The sequence below is a fragment of the Dyella japonica A8 genome, assembly GCF_000725385.1.
GTDB lineage: Bacteria > Pseudomonadota > Gammaproteobacteria > Xanthomonadales > Rhodanobacteraceae > Dyella > Dyella japonica_C.
Window position 1 is genome coordinate 3,263,603 of record NZ_CP008884.1, and the last position, 19,124, is coordinate 3,282,726.

The following is a 19,124-nucleotide window of genomic DNA, read 5'->3' on the forward strand; positions in this document are numbered from 1 at the left end:
AGCGCCCCGGCGTTGTTTCAACACGCCACCATTTACTGGAAGCGGGAGCTGCACTCGATTGGGTCGTGGCAGTCACCGGCCGCCACATACGTCGATGTCGTGCCATTGGCTTGCGGCGCCACCAGCACCTTCACCGAACTATCCTGGTAAACGATGTCCCCTGCCGTGCTGCCGGAAACCGCCAGCGGTTCCTCCGGCGTCGCCACGCGCGCCGCATCCGAACCCACAGGCAAGGTCAGGAAGTGGCCGCCGGAAGCAGCAAACGCCGCGCGCACCTTGCCACCCAGGTCGTTGATCTGCACATAGCGGACGCCATGGCGCTCGAACACGTAGACATGCCAATGCGGGCTGGCACTGACGTCCGCAGCGTTGGGCCAGGATTGCCCAAGCCCGGAGGCCGGCAGCGCGCCTTGCGCCATCGCGCCCATCGACGTCAATGACGCCACCAACATGCCTGCCGCAAACCACTGGCGAAAACGACGACCCGATGCATGGTGCATGTGTATTCCCTCCATAGTTGATCCCCTATTCCGAGATGCCCGATGGCACCGCTCCAGTTCGATCATCACTGGCCAGCACGGATGCGCGCGGCCAGACGAACGACTCTGCCCTAGTCACCGCATCGTGGTAAGTGCCTGCGGAGCGTTGACGCGCACGCTTTCCGGCCGCCGGGCGCATGGGGTTCACTGCTTTCACGAATCCATCACGCAGCTCCGCCCGTCGCTTCCGCCTGAACAAAAAGCGGAAGGGACGCTGCGCCGCCACTAAACCCTTCCGCGCGCACCTGCATCCGACCCGCTGCATGCGCGACCGCCGGTTGCGCCCCGATCCACCGAGGCGAGAATGAAATACGCATTGATCGTGCTGTGCTGCTTGGCCAGCCTGCTGGGAGCACCTGCCTTTGCCCAGGACACCGCACCCGGCGACATGAACGTGCACTGGGATCCCGGCGCCACCAGCTGCCCCACCCGTCCGACCCGCCCGCTGCAGGTGCATCGTTACGACCAGGACACCTACATCCTGCGCGAAAGCCTTTGCCAGACCTACGAAGGCCCGTTCGTCTACCTGCTCATCGGCCATGCGCGGGCGCTGCTCATCGACACTGGCGACGTGGCCGACGCCAACCAGATGCCGCTCGCGCGCACCGTGCTGGGACTGCTGCCCGTAGTGAACGGCAAACGGCTGCCGTTACTCGTCGCGCACACGCATGGCCATCTCGATCATCGTTCCGGCGATGCGCAGTTTGGCGGCGAACCCGACGTCACCGTCCTCGGCACCGACCTGCCGCACGTCATCGACGGCTTCGGTTTTCGCGACTGGCCCCATGACGTTGCCCATGTCGATCTTGGCGACCGCATCGTCGACGTGATTCCCACGCCCGGCCATTACCCCTCGCACGTATCGTTCTATGACGCCAGCGCAAGCCTGTTGTTCACCGGCGATTTCTACCTGCCCGGCCGCCTGATCATCGAGGACACCGACGCCGACCGCGCCAGCGCCAGGCGCATCAACGACTACGTGCGCGACCGCCCCGTCGCCCATGTGCTGGGCGGCCATATCGAGCTGGATCGCCAGGGACAGGTAGAGTCCATGGGCTCGAACTGGCATCCCGATGAAGCACCCCTATCGCTCAGCAAGGAGGATCTGGCGCAACTTCCGCAGGTGCTCGCGTCGTTCAACGGGTTCTATAGCCAGTCCGGCCGTTTCGTCATGTACAGCCAGACCCGCATGCTGCAGGCGGTTGCCACGCTGAGCATTCTTCTCCTGATCGTCATCGCCCTCTCCCTACGCTGGTGGTTCAGGCGCCGACGCGGCGTGCGCGCCCGCCAACTCCTTCCCACCTGAGCCGGAGTGCTCCATGCAAGCTTCGCTGCCATCGACGATGACCGAGATCTGTATCAGTACGCCCGGCAAGGCGGACGTACTGATTCCACGGGAGGCGGAGGTACCCCTGCCCAAGCCCGGCGAGGTGCTGATCCGCGTGCAGGCGGCGGGCGTGAACCGCCCTGACGTACTGCAACGCGAAGGCAGTTACCCCATCCCTCCCGGCGCCAATCCGGTGCCGGGGCTGGAGGTGGCCGGCACGGTGGCCGCCCTCGGCGAGGGCGTCACGACGCACGCCATCGGCGAGGATGTTTGCGCACTTACCAACGGTGGCGGTTACGCGGAATACGCCGCCGTGCCCGCCGGGCAGGTGCTGCCGTTGCCCAAGGGTGTCTCCATGGTGGAGGCGGCAGCGATTCCCGAAACCTTTTTCACGGTGTGGGCCAACCTGTTCCAGCTCGGGCACGCGCGCCGCGGCGAGGTGGCCCTGATCCATGGTGGCACCAGCGGCATCGGCACCACCGCACTCATGCTGTGCCGCGAGTTCGGCATCCGCGCTTTCGCCACCGCCGGCGGCAGGGAGAAATGCGAAGCCATCCGCGAGCTGGGCGGCGAAGCGATCAACTACCGGCAGGATTCGTTCGTAGAGGTGGTGCTGGCCAACACCGAGGGACGCGGTGCTGATGTGATCCTGGACATCATGGGCGCCTCGTACTTCGCGGACAACCTCGCCACGCTGGCCCGCGATGGCCGCTTGTTGTTGATTGGCTTCCTCGGTGGTGGCATCGCGGCGCACGTGAATCTGCAGACGATCATGGCCAAGCGCGCCATCGTCACCGGGTCGGCCATGCGCCCGCGCTCGTCCCAGGAAAAGGCGGCCATCGCCGCCTCGCTGCGTGAACAGGTGTGGCCGGTGCTCGCGCAAGGGCGATGCCTGCCGCTGATCCACGCAACCTACCCGCTGGCGCGTGCCGCGGATGCTCATCGCGAAATGGAAAGCAGCCAGCACATCGGCAAGATCGTGCTGACCGTCTGACCCGAGAAGGGGAATCGTCAGGCGGATGCCAGCTGGGGACCGGACGGAATCGGCGTATGCCCGTGGGCGGCTTCCAGCCATTCGTCCATCTGGCGGCGGGCCTCGCGGATCTGCATCTCACCGGTGGGGTGGCGGCGCAACTGGGCGCGCAACAACTCGACCTCTTGCTGAAGCAGTGCGTTCTGCTCGGTCAGCTCATCGCAGGCGCGGGCTAACAGATCGTTGTCGCGATCCCATTCCATAAAGGCACCGCCAGATCCCGGTTGGGGAATCTACGTTGCCCCCGGTGCCGTTAACCGGTCGTGAGGCTTTGGGTAAGACTTTCGCGCCGTCTTGAACCTGCACGGGTGTACGCTGCAGACATGCTCCAGACACATGCACAACTTGAGCAGATGCTGGACGCACTGGATGAATCTGTACCACGCCTGTTACAGAACAAGCCCGCCCCAGGCGACTTCTGGGCAAGCTTCCTGAGCATGGCCCAGACCATCCAGCAACGCGCCGAACCCGGTGAACACGGCTGGGTATGCGATCGCCTGGACGCCATCCAGGTCAAGCATCACCTGGTACCGCCCGCCGACCAGATCTGACGCCGCGCAACGCATGCCTCAGTGACACACCAGCACAGGCGTGTCGCAACTGAGCATCACCTTGTGCGTCACACTCCCCAGCAGCACTCGCTCCAGGCCGTCGAATCCGCGCGACCCCATCACGATCAGGTCGCACTTGTGCTTGGCCGCGGCGGCGACAATGGCGACGTAAGGCCGTAGGTCGAACACGAATTCCGTCTCGCACGGCACGCTCAACGCGCTGGCGCGCTGCACGACCTCGTCGAGGTAAGCCTGCGCGCGGGCCTTGGCCGCTTCGCTGTAACAGCCGCGATGCTGCAGCAGCTCGGACATGAAGGACACCGTGGACAACGGCGGCAGTACATGGATGCTGAATATCTTTGCCTCCAGCCTGGCGGCCAGGGCGATGCCGGTATCCACCGCCCTTAGCGTGTACTCGGAACCGTCCACCGGCAGAAGGATATGCTTGAACATGGCCTGGACTCCCGTGACTTCCCTGGGCCAAGTTTAGTCCCGTGGCGTTGCCATGACGTGCACGGACATGCACCGGACCCATCTTCCGTGCGGCGGATTGACGCCACGCGCCCGCCCGCCCCGGCGCCCGGCCTAAGCTGCCCCATGCGCGCCGTGACAGGCCATGCACGGACGACGCGTCACGCTTCCCTCGGCGTTGGCAAACGCCCCTTCCGCCGCCCTTGCGGCTTCATGCGAGGAACCCATGTTCAAACACGTCCTCATCCCCGTCGATGGCTCCGAACTTTCCATGCGCGCCGCGAAAACCGGCATCGAACAAGCTGCGCTGACCAAGGGCAAGGTCACCGCCATCCATGTGATATCGCCCTTCCAGACCATCGCCTACATGGGCGCCATCCTGGCCGCCACCGAGTTCGCCTACAACGAAGAAGCCAAGGCCAACGGCCAGCGCTATCTCGACCAGGTGAAAGCACTGGCCGACGCCGCCGGCGTACCGTTCGAGGGCGTCGCGGAGTTCGGCGACCAGCCGTACGAAACCATCGTGCAGGCCTGCAAGGACAGGCACGCGGACCTCATCGTCATGGGCTCCAACGGCTGGCGCGGCATGACGCGTCTGCTGCTGGGCAGCGAAACCCACAAGGTGCTCCTGCGCGCCGATGTACCCGTCCTGGTCTGCCATTGACCCAGGCTGCGCTCCTGACGCCATACCCCCAGGAACGCAGCCGTGCCTCACCACCTGACGATGGCCGTTCGGCCCCTCACGGCCCTCAAAGACTCAGCTTCAGGTCCGCCACGTACGTACGCTGCGGAAACGGGTGGTACAGGTAGTACTTCTGGTTGGTGACGTTGTCGATGCCGAACGACGCCGCCAGGTGCTCGTTGATCTGGTAGTGCGCACGCGCGTCGAATACCGTGAAGGTGTCGAACGCGCCGAACACATGCGGCGTGTTGTCGGTGTTGTCCAGTGTCGAGTACTGCCTGCCGCTGTAACGACCCGCGAGGGTGAACGCCCACGCCGCATCGGGGCGGTACGTCGCCATCGCCGTGGCTCGCCAACGCGGCACATAGGGCGCATGCTTGCCTTCCGAGGTGGTGCCCGCGGCGCTGGCGAAGCTGGTGTTCGAGAGGATGGTCGAATCGACGAAGGTCACGCTGGCGGACAGATCCAGTCCTTTCACCAGTGCGTTGCTCTTCTGCATCACCAGCTCGACGCCTCGATTGCGCAGCTTGCCCACGTTGCTCACGAACGTTACCGGCACGGCCACGTTCGGCAGGGTCGAGGTCTGCGATATCAAGGCATTCCGCGTGTTCTCCTGGAACAACGATACGCGCACCACGCCCTGGTCGATCGCATGCTCCACGGCCAGCTCGCCGCTGCGTGCGGTTTCCGGCTTCAGGTTGGGGTTGGGCACGCTGTAGGTCGAGCCCGTCTGCACCAGTTGATACAGTTCACCCACGGTGGGGAAGCGTATCGCCTTGGCCAGCGAGCCCGTGATGCGCCAGTCGGGTGCCAGGCTCCACTGCAGCGTAGCCTTGGGCGAGAAACCATCGGCCTTTTCCACCGGCTGTTGCACGGCCGTCTTGCCGCTGAAGTTGTAGCCGTCGCTCGCCTTCCACCATTCGTAACGGCCGCCCACGGTGAGCAGCCAGGCAGGTGCCAGCTTCCAGGCATCCTGCAACCACAACGCCTGCGTCTGCGTCTTGCCGCGGCCCGCCGAATACAGCGTAGTGAGGCTGTCCGTGTCCCGCCAATCGCTCAGGTTGGTGGTGGGGTTGTTGAGCTTGTACTCATCCGCGTGCGCACCGGCGGACACTTCGTGCGCCCCGCCGTAACCCTGCGGCCGCCAGATCCCGGTGGCATCGGCGGTGGACCATTGCGTGCCCCCGTAGCTCGCCAGACGGCCGTTGGTGGCCAGCCCCGTGCCACTGGTGACGCCGGCCGGCTGCCACTGATTGTCCTTGAGGAAAGCGTAATGCGTCACCACGAACGAAGCGTCGTAGTCACCCTTGGTATCCGACTTCAGAGACAGGCCCTGCATCAGGTGATGCGCGCTGAGCCGATAGGTGTTGCTGGCGAACCCGGCTACCTTGCCGTAGGTCGGATCACCGGCGGCATCCGCCAGGTACGTATCCGTGCGCGACTGGCCGTGGTTGCTCCAGTAGCCCACCAGATAGCTTGCCCTCCACTGGGGCGTGATGTCGTAGGTCAGCTCGCCGTTGAGATCCAGCATGCGCGTATGCAGCAGGCCGCCCGCGCCATAGACGTTCGCCACCTGGCCGGTCTTGTTCAGCGCCGGAATCGTGCCTCTGGTGCCGGCCGGCGTGTTGTTGCCCGTGATGATCGACAACGGCTGGCTGAAGCTGTTCATCGCGCTGGCGCCAAAGAACCAGCCCAGCTTGCCACTGCGCCCACCGGCCGTAAGGCTGGTCTGGCTGGTGCTGTAGTCGCCGTGCGTGCCGTACAGGTCGAAGGACTGTACCGCCTCGGTCTGCTTGATGGTTACCTCGGTCTTGTCGGGCATGCGCGTCACGATATGCATGACGCCACCCATCGCGTTGCCCGCATACGCGGCGGAATACGGCCCGTACATCATGTCGATGTGGTCGACAGCCTCCGGCGAGGTCATGCCCCAGCGCGGCGCACCGATGGTGTTGTTGTTGGCGATCAACGCCGAGATCGGGATGTCATCGATATACACCAGCGTGCGCGCACTGGAGTTGACGCCCCAGGTACGCGTGGCAAGCACCGGCTGCGTATCGCCGTAGTTGCGCTTGCGGACGAACAGGCTGGGCAGGTATTTCGCCGCGTCTTCCACGTCCACCAGGTTCACGGTGGCCTCGACCTGCTCGGCGGGCACGGATACCACCGTGGCGGGAAAGCCCGGCGCGACCAGCTTCTGCGTGGCGGCGGAAACCTTCACCGGATCCAGGCTGGTCACCGTCTTGTCGGCGGCCGCGGGTTCCGGCGGATCGTCAGGCCCGCCCTGGGCCATGGCGATGGATGAAGCAAGCAACGTGAGCGGCAGCCCAAGGGCCGCCCCACGCAAAAAGGAAAAGCGCATGACATGAATTCCAGACTGTCCAGCACCGCTGGGCGGCGCATGGCGAAGGCACGGCAGGCACGGGCAACAGGCGCACCCACGCGACTCCACGCGTGTTCACGCCCATACCCTGTGTCGCCGTCGAAAGCAGTCAGTGGCGCACGACGTGCACGCCAGGCTGCATGAGCGTCATCCCGGCAGGATGGACGGTGGCCCCCGCGGATTTGCGCTGAGCACTGGCTGTGCGTGCCACGACGCAGGCGTGGACATGGCCGGTGCGATCACCGGCAAGGGGGTCGCCAGAAGAAGGGCGACGACTCCGCCCGAAAGCAGCGGCGTGTGCGAAAGCAGCACGCAGTAGCCGCAGTGATCCAGATGCTGGGCAGGATCGCCCGGCATATCGGGCGCAGGGGGCGTGCCTGGCGTATGCACCATGCCGGGCATATCCGGCATACCGGGCATGGCAGGCATGGACGAATGGTCGCCACCTTGCCCCTGCATGGCGCTTGCGTACGCCGGAGCCCAGCCCGGGAGGGCGCGCGAAATGGTCGGCGCGGCCACGAGCAGCCACATGGCGGCGATAGCCAGCCACGCAACAAAGCGCCGTGATGTCCTGCGTCGGATCAAACGTTTCCCCAACCCTTGAGTGGGCTCCAGACATCATCGCATGAGCGGAGCGTTCTGGCACCGCCCGTCAGGTGCGGCGTGGCGTCGCCCCGCGTAACTCAGCCTGCCGCTTTCTTGATGAGCGATGCCAGCGTCGCCTCATCGGCCGCCGTCAGCGCCGTCAGTGCGAAGGCCGTGGGCCACATGTGGCCGTCGTCAAGCGTCGCCTCCTGCATGAAGCCAAAGGTCGCGTACCGCGTCTTGAATTTTTCCGCGCTCTGAAAAAAGCAGACGACCTTGCCGTCCTTGGCATACGCCGGCATGCCGTACCAGAGTTTCGGCGAAAGCCCCGGCGCGTTGGCTTTGACGAGCGCATGCAGCCGTTCGCCCAGTGTGCGATCCAGCGCCGCCATCCCGGCGATTTTCGCAAGCACAGCGCCTTCGTCGTCCACCTTGCCGCCGCGCCGACGGCCGGGCGCGGAAGCCTTGAGCTCCTCGGCGCGCTCCTTCATGGCGGCCTGCTCCTCGACAGAGAACTTCCCGGCAGGTTTCTTTGCCGCCTTGCCGACCCTTGGGCTGCTCGACGCCTTTTTCCCGGACATGGGTACCTTCTCCGTTGCGACAAGTTTCCGGGGCCGATCCATCCCGGCCCATGCCCACCATCACTTGCTGGCGCTTTTGGCGGCTTTCGTCCGTGGCCGGGCGGGTGCGTTCTTCTTGAGGTTCGCGCGGTTGTAGGCAATCGCGGCGCGTACGAGTTGCTTCAGTGCGCGCTTGTCGATCTTGTCGCCCTCGTGGAAATCGATGGCCCGCCACTTACCGCCATCCAGCCCTGCATTGAACAGCCCGCCAGGATCATCCAGCTGCGCGCCGTGCATGAAGGTGATCTTCACTTTCTCCTTGTGCGCATTGGCCACCGCGATCATGCCGTCACATGACCACACCGGACTGCCCATCCATTTCCATTCCTCCATGATGCCCTTGTCGGCACCGAGCATGGTTTCGCGCAAACCGGCCAGCGTCTTGCCCCGCCAGTCCGTGATGCCTGCAATCAGCTGGTCGATGCGTTCTGACGGATTCATCGTGTCACTGCTCCTGGCATGCCTGAAGGGACGGGAACACGGCTTGGGGGTGCACCGCGCCAGCGCATACTGCCGCCACGCCGCGTGCGATACAAACCCCTTTCGTCACCCATCACGGTATTCAGAACACTCCCCGGGCTCCCCGGCGGCGTGCAAAAATTCCACACCCTGCACTACGCGCCTGCCTGGCGCTGGGCGGGCACACTCAAGGAAAACGCACGCATGACCACGCTGCTGCTGATTCGGCATGGCGAAGTGGAAGGCATCACCCCACCCACGTTTCGCGGCCGACTGGATCTGGCGCTGACCGAGAACGGCAGGCATCAGATCGCGCTCACGCGCGATCACCTCAGCCGCCACTGGAAGCTCGACGCGATCTACTGCAGTCCGCTGTCGCGCTGCGTACTTACCGCCGGCGGCATTGGCAGCGCCTTCGGCCTCGAAGGCGTCACGCAAGCCGGCTTGATCGACATCGATTACGGCAACTGGAGCAGCCTGCCGGTGGCCGACGTCGAACAACGCTGGCCGCACGAAGCCAGCTTCTGGAAAACCGCGCCGCACCGGTTCCGCATCCCCGGCGGCGAGTCGCTGCAGGAAGTGGCCGCCCGGGCGACTGACACGCTCGCCGCCATACTCGATGCCCATCCACAGCAGACCGTCGCCGTGGTCACGCACGACAGCGTGATCCGCGTGCTGCTCTGTCATCTGGCTGGGCTTCCGCTGTCCAGTTACTGGCTGTTCCAGCCATCACCCTGCGGAATAAGCGTGATCCACGCTGGCGATGGCTTCGCGATCCCGGCCATCAACCACACCCAGCACCTGCTGCAGCCCTGACACTTCGCGCCAAGCTTCCGCGCGGACCGGGATGAAACCGGGCGGAAACAACGAAGGCCCTGCATACCGGCAGGGCCTTCGTTTGTTGTGCACCTCAACGCGCCGCCGCTACCGATAAGGGAACCGCGCCGGGCCACCCGTCGCGATACCACTTGCTCATCCCATCATCGTGCCTGGCGCAGCACCGGTGCATTAGTGCCCTTTGCCCTTGGTCTTGGTCAGACCCTTGCCGTGGGACTTGTCGCGCGCCACGCCGCGCACTTCCGGCCCCACCTTCTCGTCGGCAGCCTTGGCGGACTTGGCTTCGGCGGATACGGCATCACCGTGCGCGTCGTGGTTCATCGACATGCTGGCCGGCATGCCGCCAGAGGCGCCCGGGCCGCCGCCACCGTGTCCATGCTGCGCCGACGCCATCAACGGCATGGCAAAGAGCGAAGCGACCAATGCAAGAGGAATGAGTTTGCGCATGACATGGCTCCTGTTCACGGAAAAGCACGGCGGCGTCTGCCGCGTGGGCGGTGAACGAAACATGGGCCCGGCGCGCCATACCGGCGATGAATGAAACGGCCCGGATTCCGATGCCCGGCATTTCCGTTCAGCACCGCTTTCTCTTCTGTCAGCGAACTGAAAGGCCGCAGCCGGCAGGCATTGGCCCGACGGCAAGGCTCTCGGGATCAGGCATGCGTGGCGCGGTCACGCCCTTCATGCTTGGAGCGATAAAGCGCTTCGTCGGCCCTTGCCAGTGCGGCATCGAAAGTTTCGCCTCGCCGCACTTGCGTCACGCCAAAGCTGGCGCTGACGCGTTCGAGGTTCGTATCGTGCGCGAACGCCTCCGGCACGGAGCAACGCAGGCGCTCGACCAGCGCCATGGCATCCGCCCGGGGCGTCTGCGGCAGCAACAGCACGAACTCTTCGCCACCGATGCGCGCCACCACGTCGTGCGCGCGCAGGCTGGTCTTGAGGTGTTGCGCGAAACGCAGCAGCACGTCATCGCCCGCCGCATGCCCCAGCCTGTCGTTGATCGCCTTGAAGTAGTCCAGGTCAACCACGACCACGGTCAGCGGTTCCGCCTTGCGCGCCGTACCCAGCAAGGCGCGGATGGCGTCTTCCACGCCGCGACGGTTAAGCAGGCCGGTCAGCGCGTCGGTGCGTGCCTGTTGCTGCAAGCCCTTCGCCAGGTCGGATGCCACGATCAGCAGCGTCATCACGCCGGTGCCGATCATGCCGGTCGGCGTACCGATGGAAAGCACAAGGATAAAGGCCTTGTCGCTGATGATGCCGCCCGGCCTGGCCAGCTCCGCCGCCACGCCCACGCTCATCGCGTATAGACCGTAGAAGATCATGATCCACCGCGCGAGCGCGCCGGTGCCACGCTTGTGCCACAGCGTGGCGACGATCCAGCCCACCATGTAAGCATCGCCAGTCGCCGTCAGGAGGCGCGAGGTGGCGCGCCACGTCTGCGAATGATCGATCCACTCCCAGAGAATCCATACAGTGAAGACCAGCCAGCCCGCCATGACGCCCCGGGATGAGCGCGACGCCCGCCGGCGGAATCCCCACGCCAGCAAGGCGAAGCTGGCCACCGACGCATGGCAGGCCAGCGTGGCGAACAACTCCACCTGACCTGGCCAGATCTGTCCCGCCGTGCGTAGGCCGTGGCCCACGGCGGCCGCCAGGAATGACCCGGCCCACAGCGCCGCGTGCCGCTCCAGCCCGAACCGTCGCCAGGCCACCAGTAGCGCAAGCCCGAACATCAGGCTGATGACGACGATGCTGCCCGAGGTAATGAGAGAGGAAAGCACGCGGCATCTCGGTGAGGGCGACGGGAACAACCGGCAACGCACACAGCGCCACCGCCGTGTGGCATGCGTGCACCAAGCCGGTATCGGCCACGACGTGGCTGGCTTTAGCGCCGCTAACAGAACCCCGCGAGATCCCAGCTCCGTCATTCCGGACTGCGCCGGAATGACGAATGCGAGATGTCACTGAGTTTTGTTTGCGGCTCTTACCAGCGCACCGGCAGCAGCGGACTTACGCTGCGCCGGCTATGGCCTGCAGCACCTGCCGACGCCCGTCGTCGAGTACCTCCTCGGCAAGTGCGGGTGCCGCCTCGGCCACCGCACGCGAGAGCACCAGCGAACCGACCATCTGGCTGAAAAGCGTCACCGCCTTTTTCCGCTTCTCCTGCGGGCTCTCGCCATCCATCAACGCGGCCAACTGGTCGATGTTCCACGACAGGCCGTGCGCATAGGATTGCCGCGCCTCCGGCCCCAGCCGCCGGACATCGCCCGCATATGCGGTCAGCGGGCAGCCCGATTCGATGTTGGCCAGGTGCTCGGTGGACAGGTACCACTCCGCGTATTGCCGCATGGGGTCCGCCGCCTTCGCATGCGCCGCGTCGAAGCCAGCGAGGAGCAGGTTCGCGCCGTCTTCCATCGCCTTGTCCATGGCGGCGGCCACCAGGGCGTCCTTGGATTTGAAGTGGTTGTAGAAGCCGCCCTGGGTGAAGCCGGCGGCCTTGGTCAGCTCCGACAGGCCCACATCAGCCACCCCGCGCTCGCGAAAGAGCTTCTCTGCCGCGGTGACGATGGCTTCTTTGTTTTCAATGGCTTGGCGCTTGGAGACACCCATATTCCTACTCCCATTCAACGGTTCAATGGCGGCCATCCGAAAAAACAATGGTGATCACCATTGACACGGGATTTCCGCAGGACCATCCTACATCACGTCAATGGCGGTCACCATTGTGTTTCAGGCCGACCCGCCGCCCAACCATCCGTCATCGAAGAGGACACGACCATGTCAAAGACCTCACCCGAACAGAACAAGGCCCTCGTCATCGAGGCTTTCAACACCTTGTTCAACCAGCGCGACTACGACGCCGCCGAGCGCTTCTGGTCCGACAAGTACATCCAGCACAGCGCGCATATCGAACCGGGCCGCGACGGCCTGTTCAACCTGGTGCGCAGCATCCCGGACACCCTGCATTACGAGCACGGCCTGATCCTGGCCGAAGGCGACTACGTGATCGTGCACGGGCGTTTCACTGGCCACGGCCGCCCGGCCGCGTGGATTGCCGCCGACGTCGTGCGCATGGAAAACGGCAAGCTTGCCGAGCACTGGGACGTACTGCAGGACGAAGCCACCCAAACGGAATCCAGGAGCGGCCTGCCCATGTTCGGCAACCGCTTTCCCGCCTGATCTTTAGCCAATCTGATCCCCATCCCAGGAGTATCGTCATGAAACTCAACGGCAACACCATCCTCATCACCGGCGGCGGCTCGGGCATTGGTCGCGCACTCGCCGAGGCACTGCACAAGCGCGGCAACAAGGTGATCATCGCCGGCCGTCGCCGCAGCCATCTCGACGCCGTCATCACCGCCAACCCCGGCATGGAAGCGGTGGAACTTGACATCACCGACCCGGCAAGCATCGAACGCGTAGCCACCAGGCTGGTCGCGGAACACCCGGAACTCAACGTGCTGATCAACAATGCCGGCATCATGCAGGCCGACGACGTGGCCGGAAAGATCGACGATGCCCTGCTTACCGCCACCATGACCACCAACGTGCTCGGCCCGATCCGCATGACCTCCGCGCTGATCGAACACCTCAAGCGCAAGGAACACGCCGTGGTGGCGTACACCAGCTCCGTGCTCGCCTTCGTGCCCATGGCGGTCACCGGCATCTATTCGGCTACCAAGGCAGCGATTCATTCCTACGTGTTGTCGCAGCGTTTCATGCTGCGCAACACCGGCGTGCGCGTGCTCGAGATCGCGCCGCCGTGGGTGCGCACCGAACTCATGAACAGCCAGGAGGCCGAACAGGCCATGCCGCTGGATCAGTTCATCGCTGAAACCATGACCGTGCTCGGCACCGACGCCGATGAGATCCTGGTCGAGGCCGCCAAGGGCTTCCGCGCCAATGTCGGCCCGGGCGAGCACGCGCTGGTCAACGGCTTCAACGAGCAGGCGCTTGCGTTGTTTGCCACGGCCTGACCAGAACGTCTCGCTACAGCAAAAAAAAGCCCCGGGAAAACAGCCCCGGGGCTCGTTCATGCACAGATGACGCTTAGAACTTCCAGACAAAGCCTCCGCGGAAGCCACTGTCCACCACGCGATGCCCCACCTGCCCGTTGTAGGCCAGGCTGACGTTCGCATGGCGGGTCACCGGCACGGACAGTCCCACATCCAGCACCATCACATCGCGGGCCAACGGCACGCCATCAACCGCAAACGCGTCGCCACCGGCAAGCCCCATCTGCGCCTGCGGGTTCACCTGTCCGAACGCATGACGCCAGCCCAGCATGGCGTGTGCATCGAACACATCGCCATTGAGCTGGAAGTGGGTCGCGGCGCGGGCGCCCAGCGTGCCGTAGGTCAAGGCATCATCGTCACCCTGCACACGCAGGGCAGCCGCTCCGCCATGCTCGGTGAAGCCATCGCTATGGAGGCGAACGTAGGCAGCCTGCGCAAACGGCTCCAGCGACATGCGCCGCCACTGCATGAGGTAACCGCCTTCGGCGAACGCCTGCTCCGTCGAGGCCTTGCCGTGCCCCAGCAGCTGCTCGCCGACCGTGCCGAAGGCCACGCCGCGCGTACTGTCGAAACTATGGCCGCTATAGGCGACGCCGCCGCGCAGACCCCATGCACCCCACTGCGAGCCGGCATACAGGCCGACGTGCGCATCGTCGCTGGCATCCGAACTGTGATGGCTCGCGGCCTGCAGCGACGTCTGCGTGTAGCCGCCCAGCGCGCCCACATGCGTGTACTCGCCCACTGGCATATCCGCGCCGATGACGAAACCACCCAGCGAACGCGATACAGCCGCCGCGTTGCCGTTGCTGTCGCGATGCCCCCATGAGCCCAGGAACTGCCCCCACCACGCCAGGCCATTCGCCGCCGACGCGTCGGCGCTGGACGCGCTCGGCGTGCCGCCGCCATCCAGCTGGCTCAGCCTTCCGTTCACGGCATCGCGAATGAAGTGGCTGTCTTCGAGGAAGGTGCCACGCGCGCTGGCGTGGATATCGCCCTGCAATTGATCGGCCGCGCTACGGATAGCCGCATCGCTGGGCAGGTTCGCCACCGCCGCGAAAATGGCGTTGTTCGCAGCCAGTGACTGCACGCCATTCAACGTCGACACTTCGTTGCGCGTGGCACCTACGCTGCCCAGGCTGCGGTTCTGCACCACATCCAGATAGACGTGCTGCGCGTCATACGCGGTGGCGATGCCGAGCACGGCGCTGAGCGTCGTGTTGCCACCCAGCGTGTACGTGCCGGTGACACCCTGATTCGCCGTAAGCACGGTGTAGCGCGCGCCCTTGGTGTAGAACTCGCCTGCCGGCGCCGGCCCCACGGTAAGCACCGCACCCTGCGCAAGGGCGGCCTGTCCGCCCACGACGATCTGGCTGGAGTCTCCCGGTTGGCCGGGGTTCGCCGGTGCCAGATAGTTCGAGCCGGCGGCCTGCAAGTAATTGCCTGTCACTGCGAAGCCAGGGCCCGTGGGCATGACGGTGCCGCTTACGCTGAGCGAGCCGCCGATATGGCCCTGCCCCGTCAGCAGGCCGCTGCTCACCACCGAACCGGCGATGCGCCCGCTGTTGGCGAGCCAGCCCTGATTGACCACCGAACCACCGATGCTGCCCGTGTTGCCGAGCACACCCAGGTTGAGCACGCCGCCGGCGAGGGAGCCGGAAAGATCCAGCTCACCCTGGGCGGCGATGCCCGTTGCCCCGGTATAGGTGTTCTGTCCGCTCAGCACTTCGCGCCCCGACGACACCACCAGGCCGCCACCGCCGCCGCTACTCAGGCCACCATCCGCCAACTGACCGGCGAAGTTGCCTGACGCATGCGTGAGCATCAGCACGTTGCCGCCCAGCTGCACCAGGCCCGCACCGGACAACGACGTGATGGTGGTGGCCTGCGATGCACGCGAGATGTCCAGCACGCCATCGATATGGACGTCCGAGGACGACGCGATGCTGCCCGGCCCGGCGATGCCCAGCCAGCCGGAGGGATTCACCACCGTCGCACCGGTATACGTATTGGTGCCGCTGAGGTTGACGATGCCACCGGCCGCCACCGTGAAGGGACCGGTGCCCGAAATCACGCCAGCCAGCCCCAGCGGCCCCATCGCGGACGTCACCGTAAAGCCGGTGGTGATGGCCGCATCCGTGACATAGAACGGCGTGTAGCCAGTGGCCTGATTCTGCAGGTCGTACATCACGGCATTGCGGAAAAAGAAGCCGATGCCGTAGATCGCGCCATTCGGGAACCCGCCATACGGCCCCACCGTCACCACGTTGGTGTAGTCGCCGCTGGAGTCGTCGCCCGTAAGCACGGAACTTGGCTGCGCCCCCGGCGCCACGCCCGTGGCCGTCAGGGTGATGCCCGGCACTTCATCGCCATTCGCATTGATATGCCCCGCCGCGGTTTCGCCCGAGAGCAGGCCCACGCCATTGTCGATCAGCATGATGTTGGGCGTGCCGGTATCGAACAACGTCGGCAGGCTGGCACTGCTGGTGGTCTTGCCGTCGCTCAACGCATACATGAACTGCGTGTCGAACTGATTGGCCGATGGTGCGCCGGAGAGTGCGAATGTGCCTTGCGCACCACCGATCCACGGCACCACGCTCAGGAACTGCGCGCGCAGCGCTGGCGTCAGCCCCAGAATCAGGCAACCGGAACCACAGTTGCCCGGCACACCCGCGCCACCGTTGGCTTCCACGATATAGCCGCTCTTGCTGAGCATGCCCGGCACGCCGTTGCCGAAATCACCTGCGCCCACGATGCCGTAGAACACGCCCTCTTCCGGTGCCACGCCATTGGCCAGGTTCTGCTGGAAGCCCGTGTCGATCTTCAACGTCACGCCATTGGCCGTACCCACCGGCGCGCCCGTGGCAGTGGACGTGACATAGGCGTAGTTGACCGCCACCGGCGCACCGCCCGGCGTCGCAAAGTTCGCCACCTGCGCGCCACTGGTGGAGTTGTAGAACTGCATGCTGGCCACCGTGGTGGAGGCCTGCAGGTAACCGTACGTGCCGTCGCCATAGAGATAGAACTGCAGCGGCCCCGTCGCCGTGCCCGCCTGCGTGGGGAACCATGCCGGCCCCGACCCGTGCAACGCGGTCAACCCCACATCGATGTTGAACGAATCGGAGCCTGTGTCGAACAGGTATTCCTGCGGCTGTGCGCCGTTGACGCCAACGTTGATGCCAAGCCGGTAGCCGAACTGTCCGCCACCGTAATTCTCTTGAATGATGTCCAGCGGAATGTCGCTGGTTTGTGCCCATGCCTGCGTGGAAAACGCGCACGCCAAAGCCAAGGCCAGTGGCCTGTATTGAATCTTCCTCACCCTCTCCCTCCATCCATCGTTTTATGGGCTGCCGGCTTCCTGCGGTTGGACGGCAGCTGGCCGTGCCGGCCCGGCCACTGCGATACGTCTCCCCGCAGCTATGACGGGCGAGTGACCTAAAACGGAAATGGATCACAGTACGGAGTGGTGGTGAATCAAGCGGCAAGAAAATGCGCCCGGCGCACACGCCTTGGAGCGATAGCCCGCGTTTCTTCCTTGCGATAGCCAGGCCGCGAAGCCGGCCGCCCTCGCGCGGCCACCCGTTTGACGAGCCCAGGAAGCAAAGCACGCCGTCCTTTCTTCTCCGCCAAACTTTAAGCCCGGCTTCGCTGCTCACCGGCTGCAGATGCCGCCGCGTCGCCGTCGCTCATGACGGCGCCTTGTACTTCCCTGGTCGAAACATTTGGAAGCGCTGCGAATCATCTACCGCGAAGTAGTCCGCTGGCCCACCACCTCTCAATATGGGCACGGAGGCGGCTGTGCTGTAGATGCCGTCGACCAGCAGCCGCTTGTCGATGTGCACGGCCACAACCTCACCAAGGACGAGCCACGTATCCACCAACGTTTCATCGGCGCCCTTCAACTGAATAAGTTGTGTCAATCGACACTCGAAGTTCACCGGGCTCTCGGCGACGCGAGGCGGCTTTACCAATGTCGACGGCGCATGGGTCAACCCGGCCAACTTGAATTCGTCAACGCCGGGAGCAGCAACGATGGAGGTCATATTCACCGCCTCCGCCAGCCCCCTGGTTGCCAGGTTCCACACGAACTGACCCGTTGCCTGGATGTTCCGAACACTGTCCTTCCAGCCCACGCTGGCAAATCCGATGATGGGCGGCACGTAGTTGAATGCATTGAAGAAGCTGTAAGGCGCGAGATTGATGCAGCCTTCGACAGATCGCGTCGACACCCATCCGATGGGCCGCGGCCCCACGATCGCACTGAACGGGTCGTGAGGAAGGCCGTGTCCAAGCCTGGGTTCGTAGTAGTGGAAGTTTTTCTCAGTCATCAGCGCGAAGCACCCTGGCATGGATTCGCGTCATCGACGCAACCTTTAGAGCGTCGCCTGCAGGTGCAGCGAGAAAACAAAACTGTCTGGCCGGCTTGTGTAGGCACCGGGTCGAATAACGTATTGAACAGCGGGCCGCACGATAAGCCAGTGAGTTGCCTGGACGCCGTAGTTGAGCTCATACAACTGCTCATTGGTTTGCCCGGCTTTGCCTGCCGCCTCCTCAGCCTGGCGCGTGCGCGCGGAAATATCCAGGCGCGTCCAGGCGAGGCTCAGTATGTCGTCCTCCCGGCTAGGGAAGGTGCCGCGCCAGCTCAGGCCAGCCTCCCACGAGTGGCGCATCAAGCCCGTGGCTGCATCGGCCTGGGTGGCAATGGCGAACGCGGAAATGCCGCGGACCGTGTCGAGTGACGGCTTCCAGAAGCGCTGCTCCAGCTGGACATACTCGCCCGTGCGATGGGATGCCGTCTGCCCCGCCGCCCCAAGCACCGGCGCATCGGATGTGTCGAGATAGAAACCGACCTTGTAGGTACCAGGATAAGCGCGGGGACTTTGTCCGTGCACATAACCAAATTCAACGGGAATCAACGCGCCCGTGGTGCCTACAAAACTCAGCTTGAAACCTCCGTTGGCCTGCTTTCGCGACGGGTTGACGTCGTAAACGCCGGCTTGTGCGTACCAACCGGAAGGATCCTTCCACTTCACGCGCATGCCCCACTGCCCCGTCGGATTGTCCAGCCATCCGGAGCTGTAGATGGGGCCCAGGGGATGTCCGCATTGCCCGTTGTTGTTGAAGTTGCAAACGTTGGGCAGGCCGCCGAAGTCATTTCCCATCGAGTAGAAGCCGCCCTTGATGCTCAGGCGGCGATCCATGAAGAAACGTTCGTACGAAAGCTCGTCGAAGCGGAAATTCTGGCCCTGACCCCAATAGGCCTGATCCTGAATGTACGCGCCGGTATAGCGCTCGTGGACGGCGTGACCGAAACGGTCGGAGAACACCACGATCAGGGAGCCGTCGAACCCGAACAGCTTGCCGGTGTCGATGATGGCGCCGAAATCGATGCTCTGCGCTGACGTCCAGCCATGGCCTTTGTAGCCTTTATCGTTGATGCCGGGTTCCACGATGATGTGTCCCGTCAGGTTGATGCCGTGCGCCTCCAGCCATTCGCGCCCTGACCAATCCTGCGTCAGCGGCACCTGCGGAACGGTGTCGACCGGCCGGGAATCGCTCGGTGGACTCGCGCCCTGCGCAAACGCCCCCACACTCACCGTCAACAGGCTGATGGAAGCCATGGC

At 64.5% G+C, this 19,124-nt stretch carries 20 protein-coding genes; 7 read left to right on the top strand and 13 right to left on the bottom strand.

Annotated elements, in window-relative coordinates; all coding sequences use genetic code 11:
• Positions 1-32 precede the first annotated feature (32 nt).
• Positions 33-500, bottom strand: a complete 468-nt coding sequence (locus HY57_RS13620) for a hypothetical protein (RefSeq protein ID WP_019467467.1) — start codon at positions 498-500, stop codon at positions 33-35.
• Positions 501-843: 343 nt separating this feature from the next.
• Between HY57_RS13620 and HY57_RS13625 the strand changes: the two genes are divergently transcribed.
• Together HY57_RS13625 and HY57_RS13630 are read left to right on the top strand one after the other, a co-directional pair.
• Positions 844-1,845: an MBL fold metallo-hydrolase gene (locus HY57_RS13625; protein ID WP_081500766.1), complete on the top strand. Its 1,002-nt coding sequence runs from the start codon at positions 844-846 to the stop codon at positions 1,843-1,845.
• Between the two features lie 13 nt (positions 1,846-1,858).
• Positions 1,859-2,860, top strand: coding sequence for an NAD(P)H-quinone oxidoreductase (locus HY57_RS13630; protein WP_019467465.1), 1,002 nt, complete (start codon positions 1,859-1,861; stop codon positions 2,858-2,860).
• A 17-nt stretch (positions 2,861-2,877) separates the two neighbouring features.
• On the opposite strand, the gene HY57_RS13635 is transcribed toward HY57_RS13630, so the two are convergent.
• The gene (locus HY57_RS13635; protein WP_019467464.1) at positions 2,878-3,102 is read right to left on the bottom strand and encodes a hypothetical protein; all 225 of its coding nucleotides are present in this window, start codon (positions 3,100-3,102) and stop codon (positions 2,878-2,880) included.
• A gap of 120 nt (positions 3,103-3,222) precedes the next feature.
• On the opposite strand from HY57_RS13635, the gene HY57_RS13640 reads away from it, so the two are divergent.
• Positions 3,223-3,450, top strand: a complete 228-nt coding sequence (locus HY57_RS13640; RefSeq protein WP_019467463.1) for a hypothetical protein — start codon at positions 3,223-3,225, stop codon at positions 3,448-3,450.
• 18 nt (positions 3,451-3,468) lie between these two features.
• Here HY57_RS13640 and HY57_RS13645 read toward each other — a convergent pair whose 3' ends face one another.
• Positions 3,469-3,903 carry a universal stress protein gene (locus tag HY57_RS13645; protein WP_019467462.1) on the bottom strand — a complete coding sequence of 145 codons (435 nt, stop codon included), beginning with the start codon at positions 3,901-3,903 and terminating at the stop codon, positions 3,469-3,471.
• 244 nt (positions 3,904-4,147) lie between these two features.
• On the opposite strand from HY57_RS13645, the gene HY57_RS13650 reads away from it, so the two are divergent.
• A complete protein-coding gene (locus tag HY57_RS13650) occupies positions 4,148-4,585 on the top strand; it encodes a universal stress protein (RefSeq protein ID WP_019467461.1) in 438 nt (145 codons plus the stop codon).
• 85 nt (positions 4,586-4,670) lie between these two features.
• On the opposite strand, the gene HY57_RS13655 is transcribed toward HY57_RS13650, so the two are convergent.
• The 4 genes from HY57_RS13655 to HY57_RS13670 form a co-directional block, all read right to left on the bottom strand.
• Positions 4,671-6,965 (bottom strand): TonB-dependent receptor, encoded by a 2,295-nt coding sequence (locus HY57_RS13655; RefSeq protein WP_019467460.1) that lies wholly within the window; start codon positions 6,963-6,965, stop codon positions 4,671-4,673.
• Positions 6,966-7,133: 168 nt separating this feature from the next.
• Entirely contained in the window at positions 7,134-7,583 is a 450-nt protein-coding gene (locus HY57_RS20935) for a DUF2946 domain-containing protein (protein WP_318024216.1), read from the bottom strand.
• 86 nt (positions 7,584-7,669) lie between these two features.
• Positions 7,670-8,152, bottom strand: a complete 483-nt coding sequence (locus HY57_RS13665) for an iron chaperone (protein ID WP_100218304.1) — start codon at positions 8,150-8,152, stop codon at positions 7,670-7,672.
• A gap of 60 nt (positions 8,153-8,212) precedes the next feature.
• Entirely contained in the window at positions 8,213-8,632 is a 420-nt protein-coding gene (locus HY57_RS13670) for a DUF1801 domain-containing protein (protein WP_019467457.1), read from the bottom strand.
• Between the two features lie 222 nt (positions 8,633-8,854).
• Between HY57_RS13670 and HY57_RS13675 the strand changes: the two genes are divergently transcribed.
• Entirely contained in the window at positions 8,855-9,466 is a 612-nt protein-coding gene (locus HY57_RS13675; RefSeq protein ID WP_019467456.1) for a histidine phosphatase family protein, read from the top strand.
• A 192-nt stretch (positions 9,467-9,658) separates the two neighbouring features.
• Here the strand turns inward: HY57_RS13675 and HY57_RS13680 are convergent, their stop codons facing one another.
• The 3 genes from HY57_RS13680 to HY57_RS13690 form a co-directional block, all read right to left on the bottom strand.
• Positions 9,659-9,934 carry a hypothetical protein gene (locus tag HY57_RS13680; protein ID WP_019467455.1) on the bottom strand — a complete coding sequence of 92 codons (276 nt, stop codon included), beginning with the start codon at positions 9,932-9,934 and terminating at the stop codon, positions 9,659-9,661.
• Between the two features lie 206 nt (positions 9,935-10,140).
• Entirely contained in the window at positions 10,141-11,268 is a 1,128-nt protein-coding gene (locus HY57_RS13685; protein WP_019467453.1) for a GGDEF domain-containing protein, read from the bottom strand.
• 229 nt (positions 11,269-11,497) lie between these two features.
• Positions 11,498-12,133 (bottom strand): TetR/AcrR family transcriptional regulator, encoded by a 636-nt coding sequence (locus tag HY57_RS13690; protein ID WP_200873882.1) that lies wholly within the window; start codon positions 12,131-12,133, stop codon positions 11,498-11,500.
• 132 nt (positions 12,134-12,265) lie between these two features.
• Between HY57_RS13690 and HY57_RS13695 the strand changes: the two genes are divergently transcribed.
• Both HY57_RS13695 and HY57_RS13700 read left to right on the top strand, forming a co-directional pair.
• Positions 12,266-12,667, top strand: a complete 402-nt coding sequence (locus HY57_RS13695) for a nuclear transport factor 2 family protein (protein WP_019467451.1) — start codon at positions 12,266-12,268, stop codon at positions 12,665-12,667.
• A 38-nt stretch (positions 12,668-12,705) separates the two neighbouring features.
• Entirely contained in the window at positions 12,706-13,464 is a 759-nt protein-coding gene (locus tag HY57_RS13700; protein WP_019467450.1) for an SDR family oxidoreductase, read from the top strand.
• Positions 13,465-13,537: 73 nt separating this feature from the next.
• On the opposite strand, the gene HY57_RS13705 is transcribed toward HY57_RS13700, so the two are convergent.
• The 3 genes from HY57_RS13705 to HY57_RS13715 all read right to left on the bottom strand — a co-directional run bounded on the left by HY57_RS13705 (position 13,538) and on the right by HY57_RS13715 (position 19,121).
• Entirely contained in the window at positions 13,538-16,819 is a 3,282-nt protein-coding gene (locus tag HY57_RS13705; protein ID WP_026034311.1) for an autotransporter outer membrane beta-barrel domain-containing protein, read from the bottom strand.
• 367 nt (positions 16,820-17,186) lie between these two features.
• Positions 17,187-17,828, bottom strand: coding sequence for a flavin reductase family protein (locus tag HY57_RS13710; RefSeq protein WP_038581100.1), 642 nt, complete (start codon positions 17,826-17,828; stop codon positions 17,187-17,189).
• A gap of 45 nt (positions 17,829-17,873) precedes the next feature.
• On the bottom strand, positions 17,874-19,121 hold the full coding sequence (locus HY57_RS13715; protein WP_235186568.1) for a carbohydrate porin: 1,248 nt from the start codon (positions 19,119-19,121) through the stop codon (positions 17,874-17,876).
• Positions 19,122-19,124: the final 3 nt, after the last annotated feature.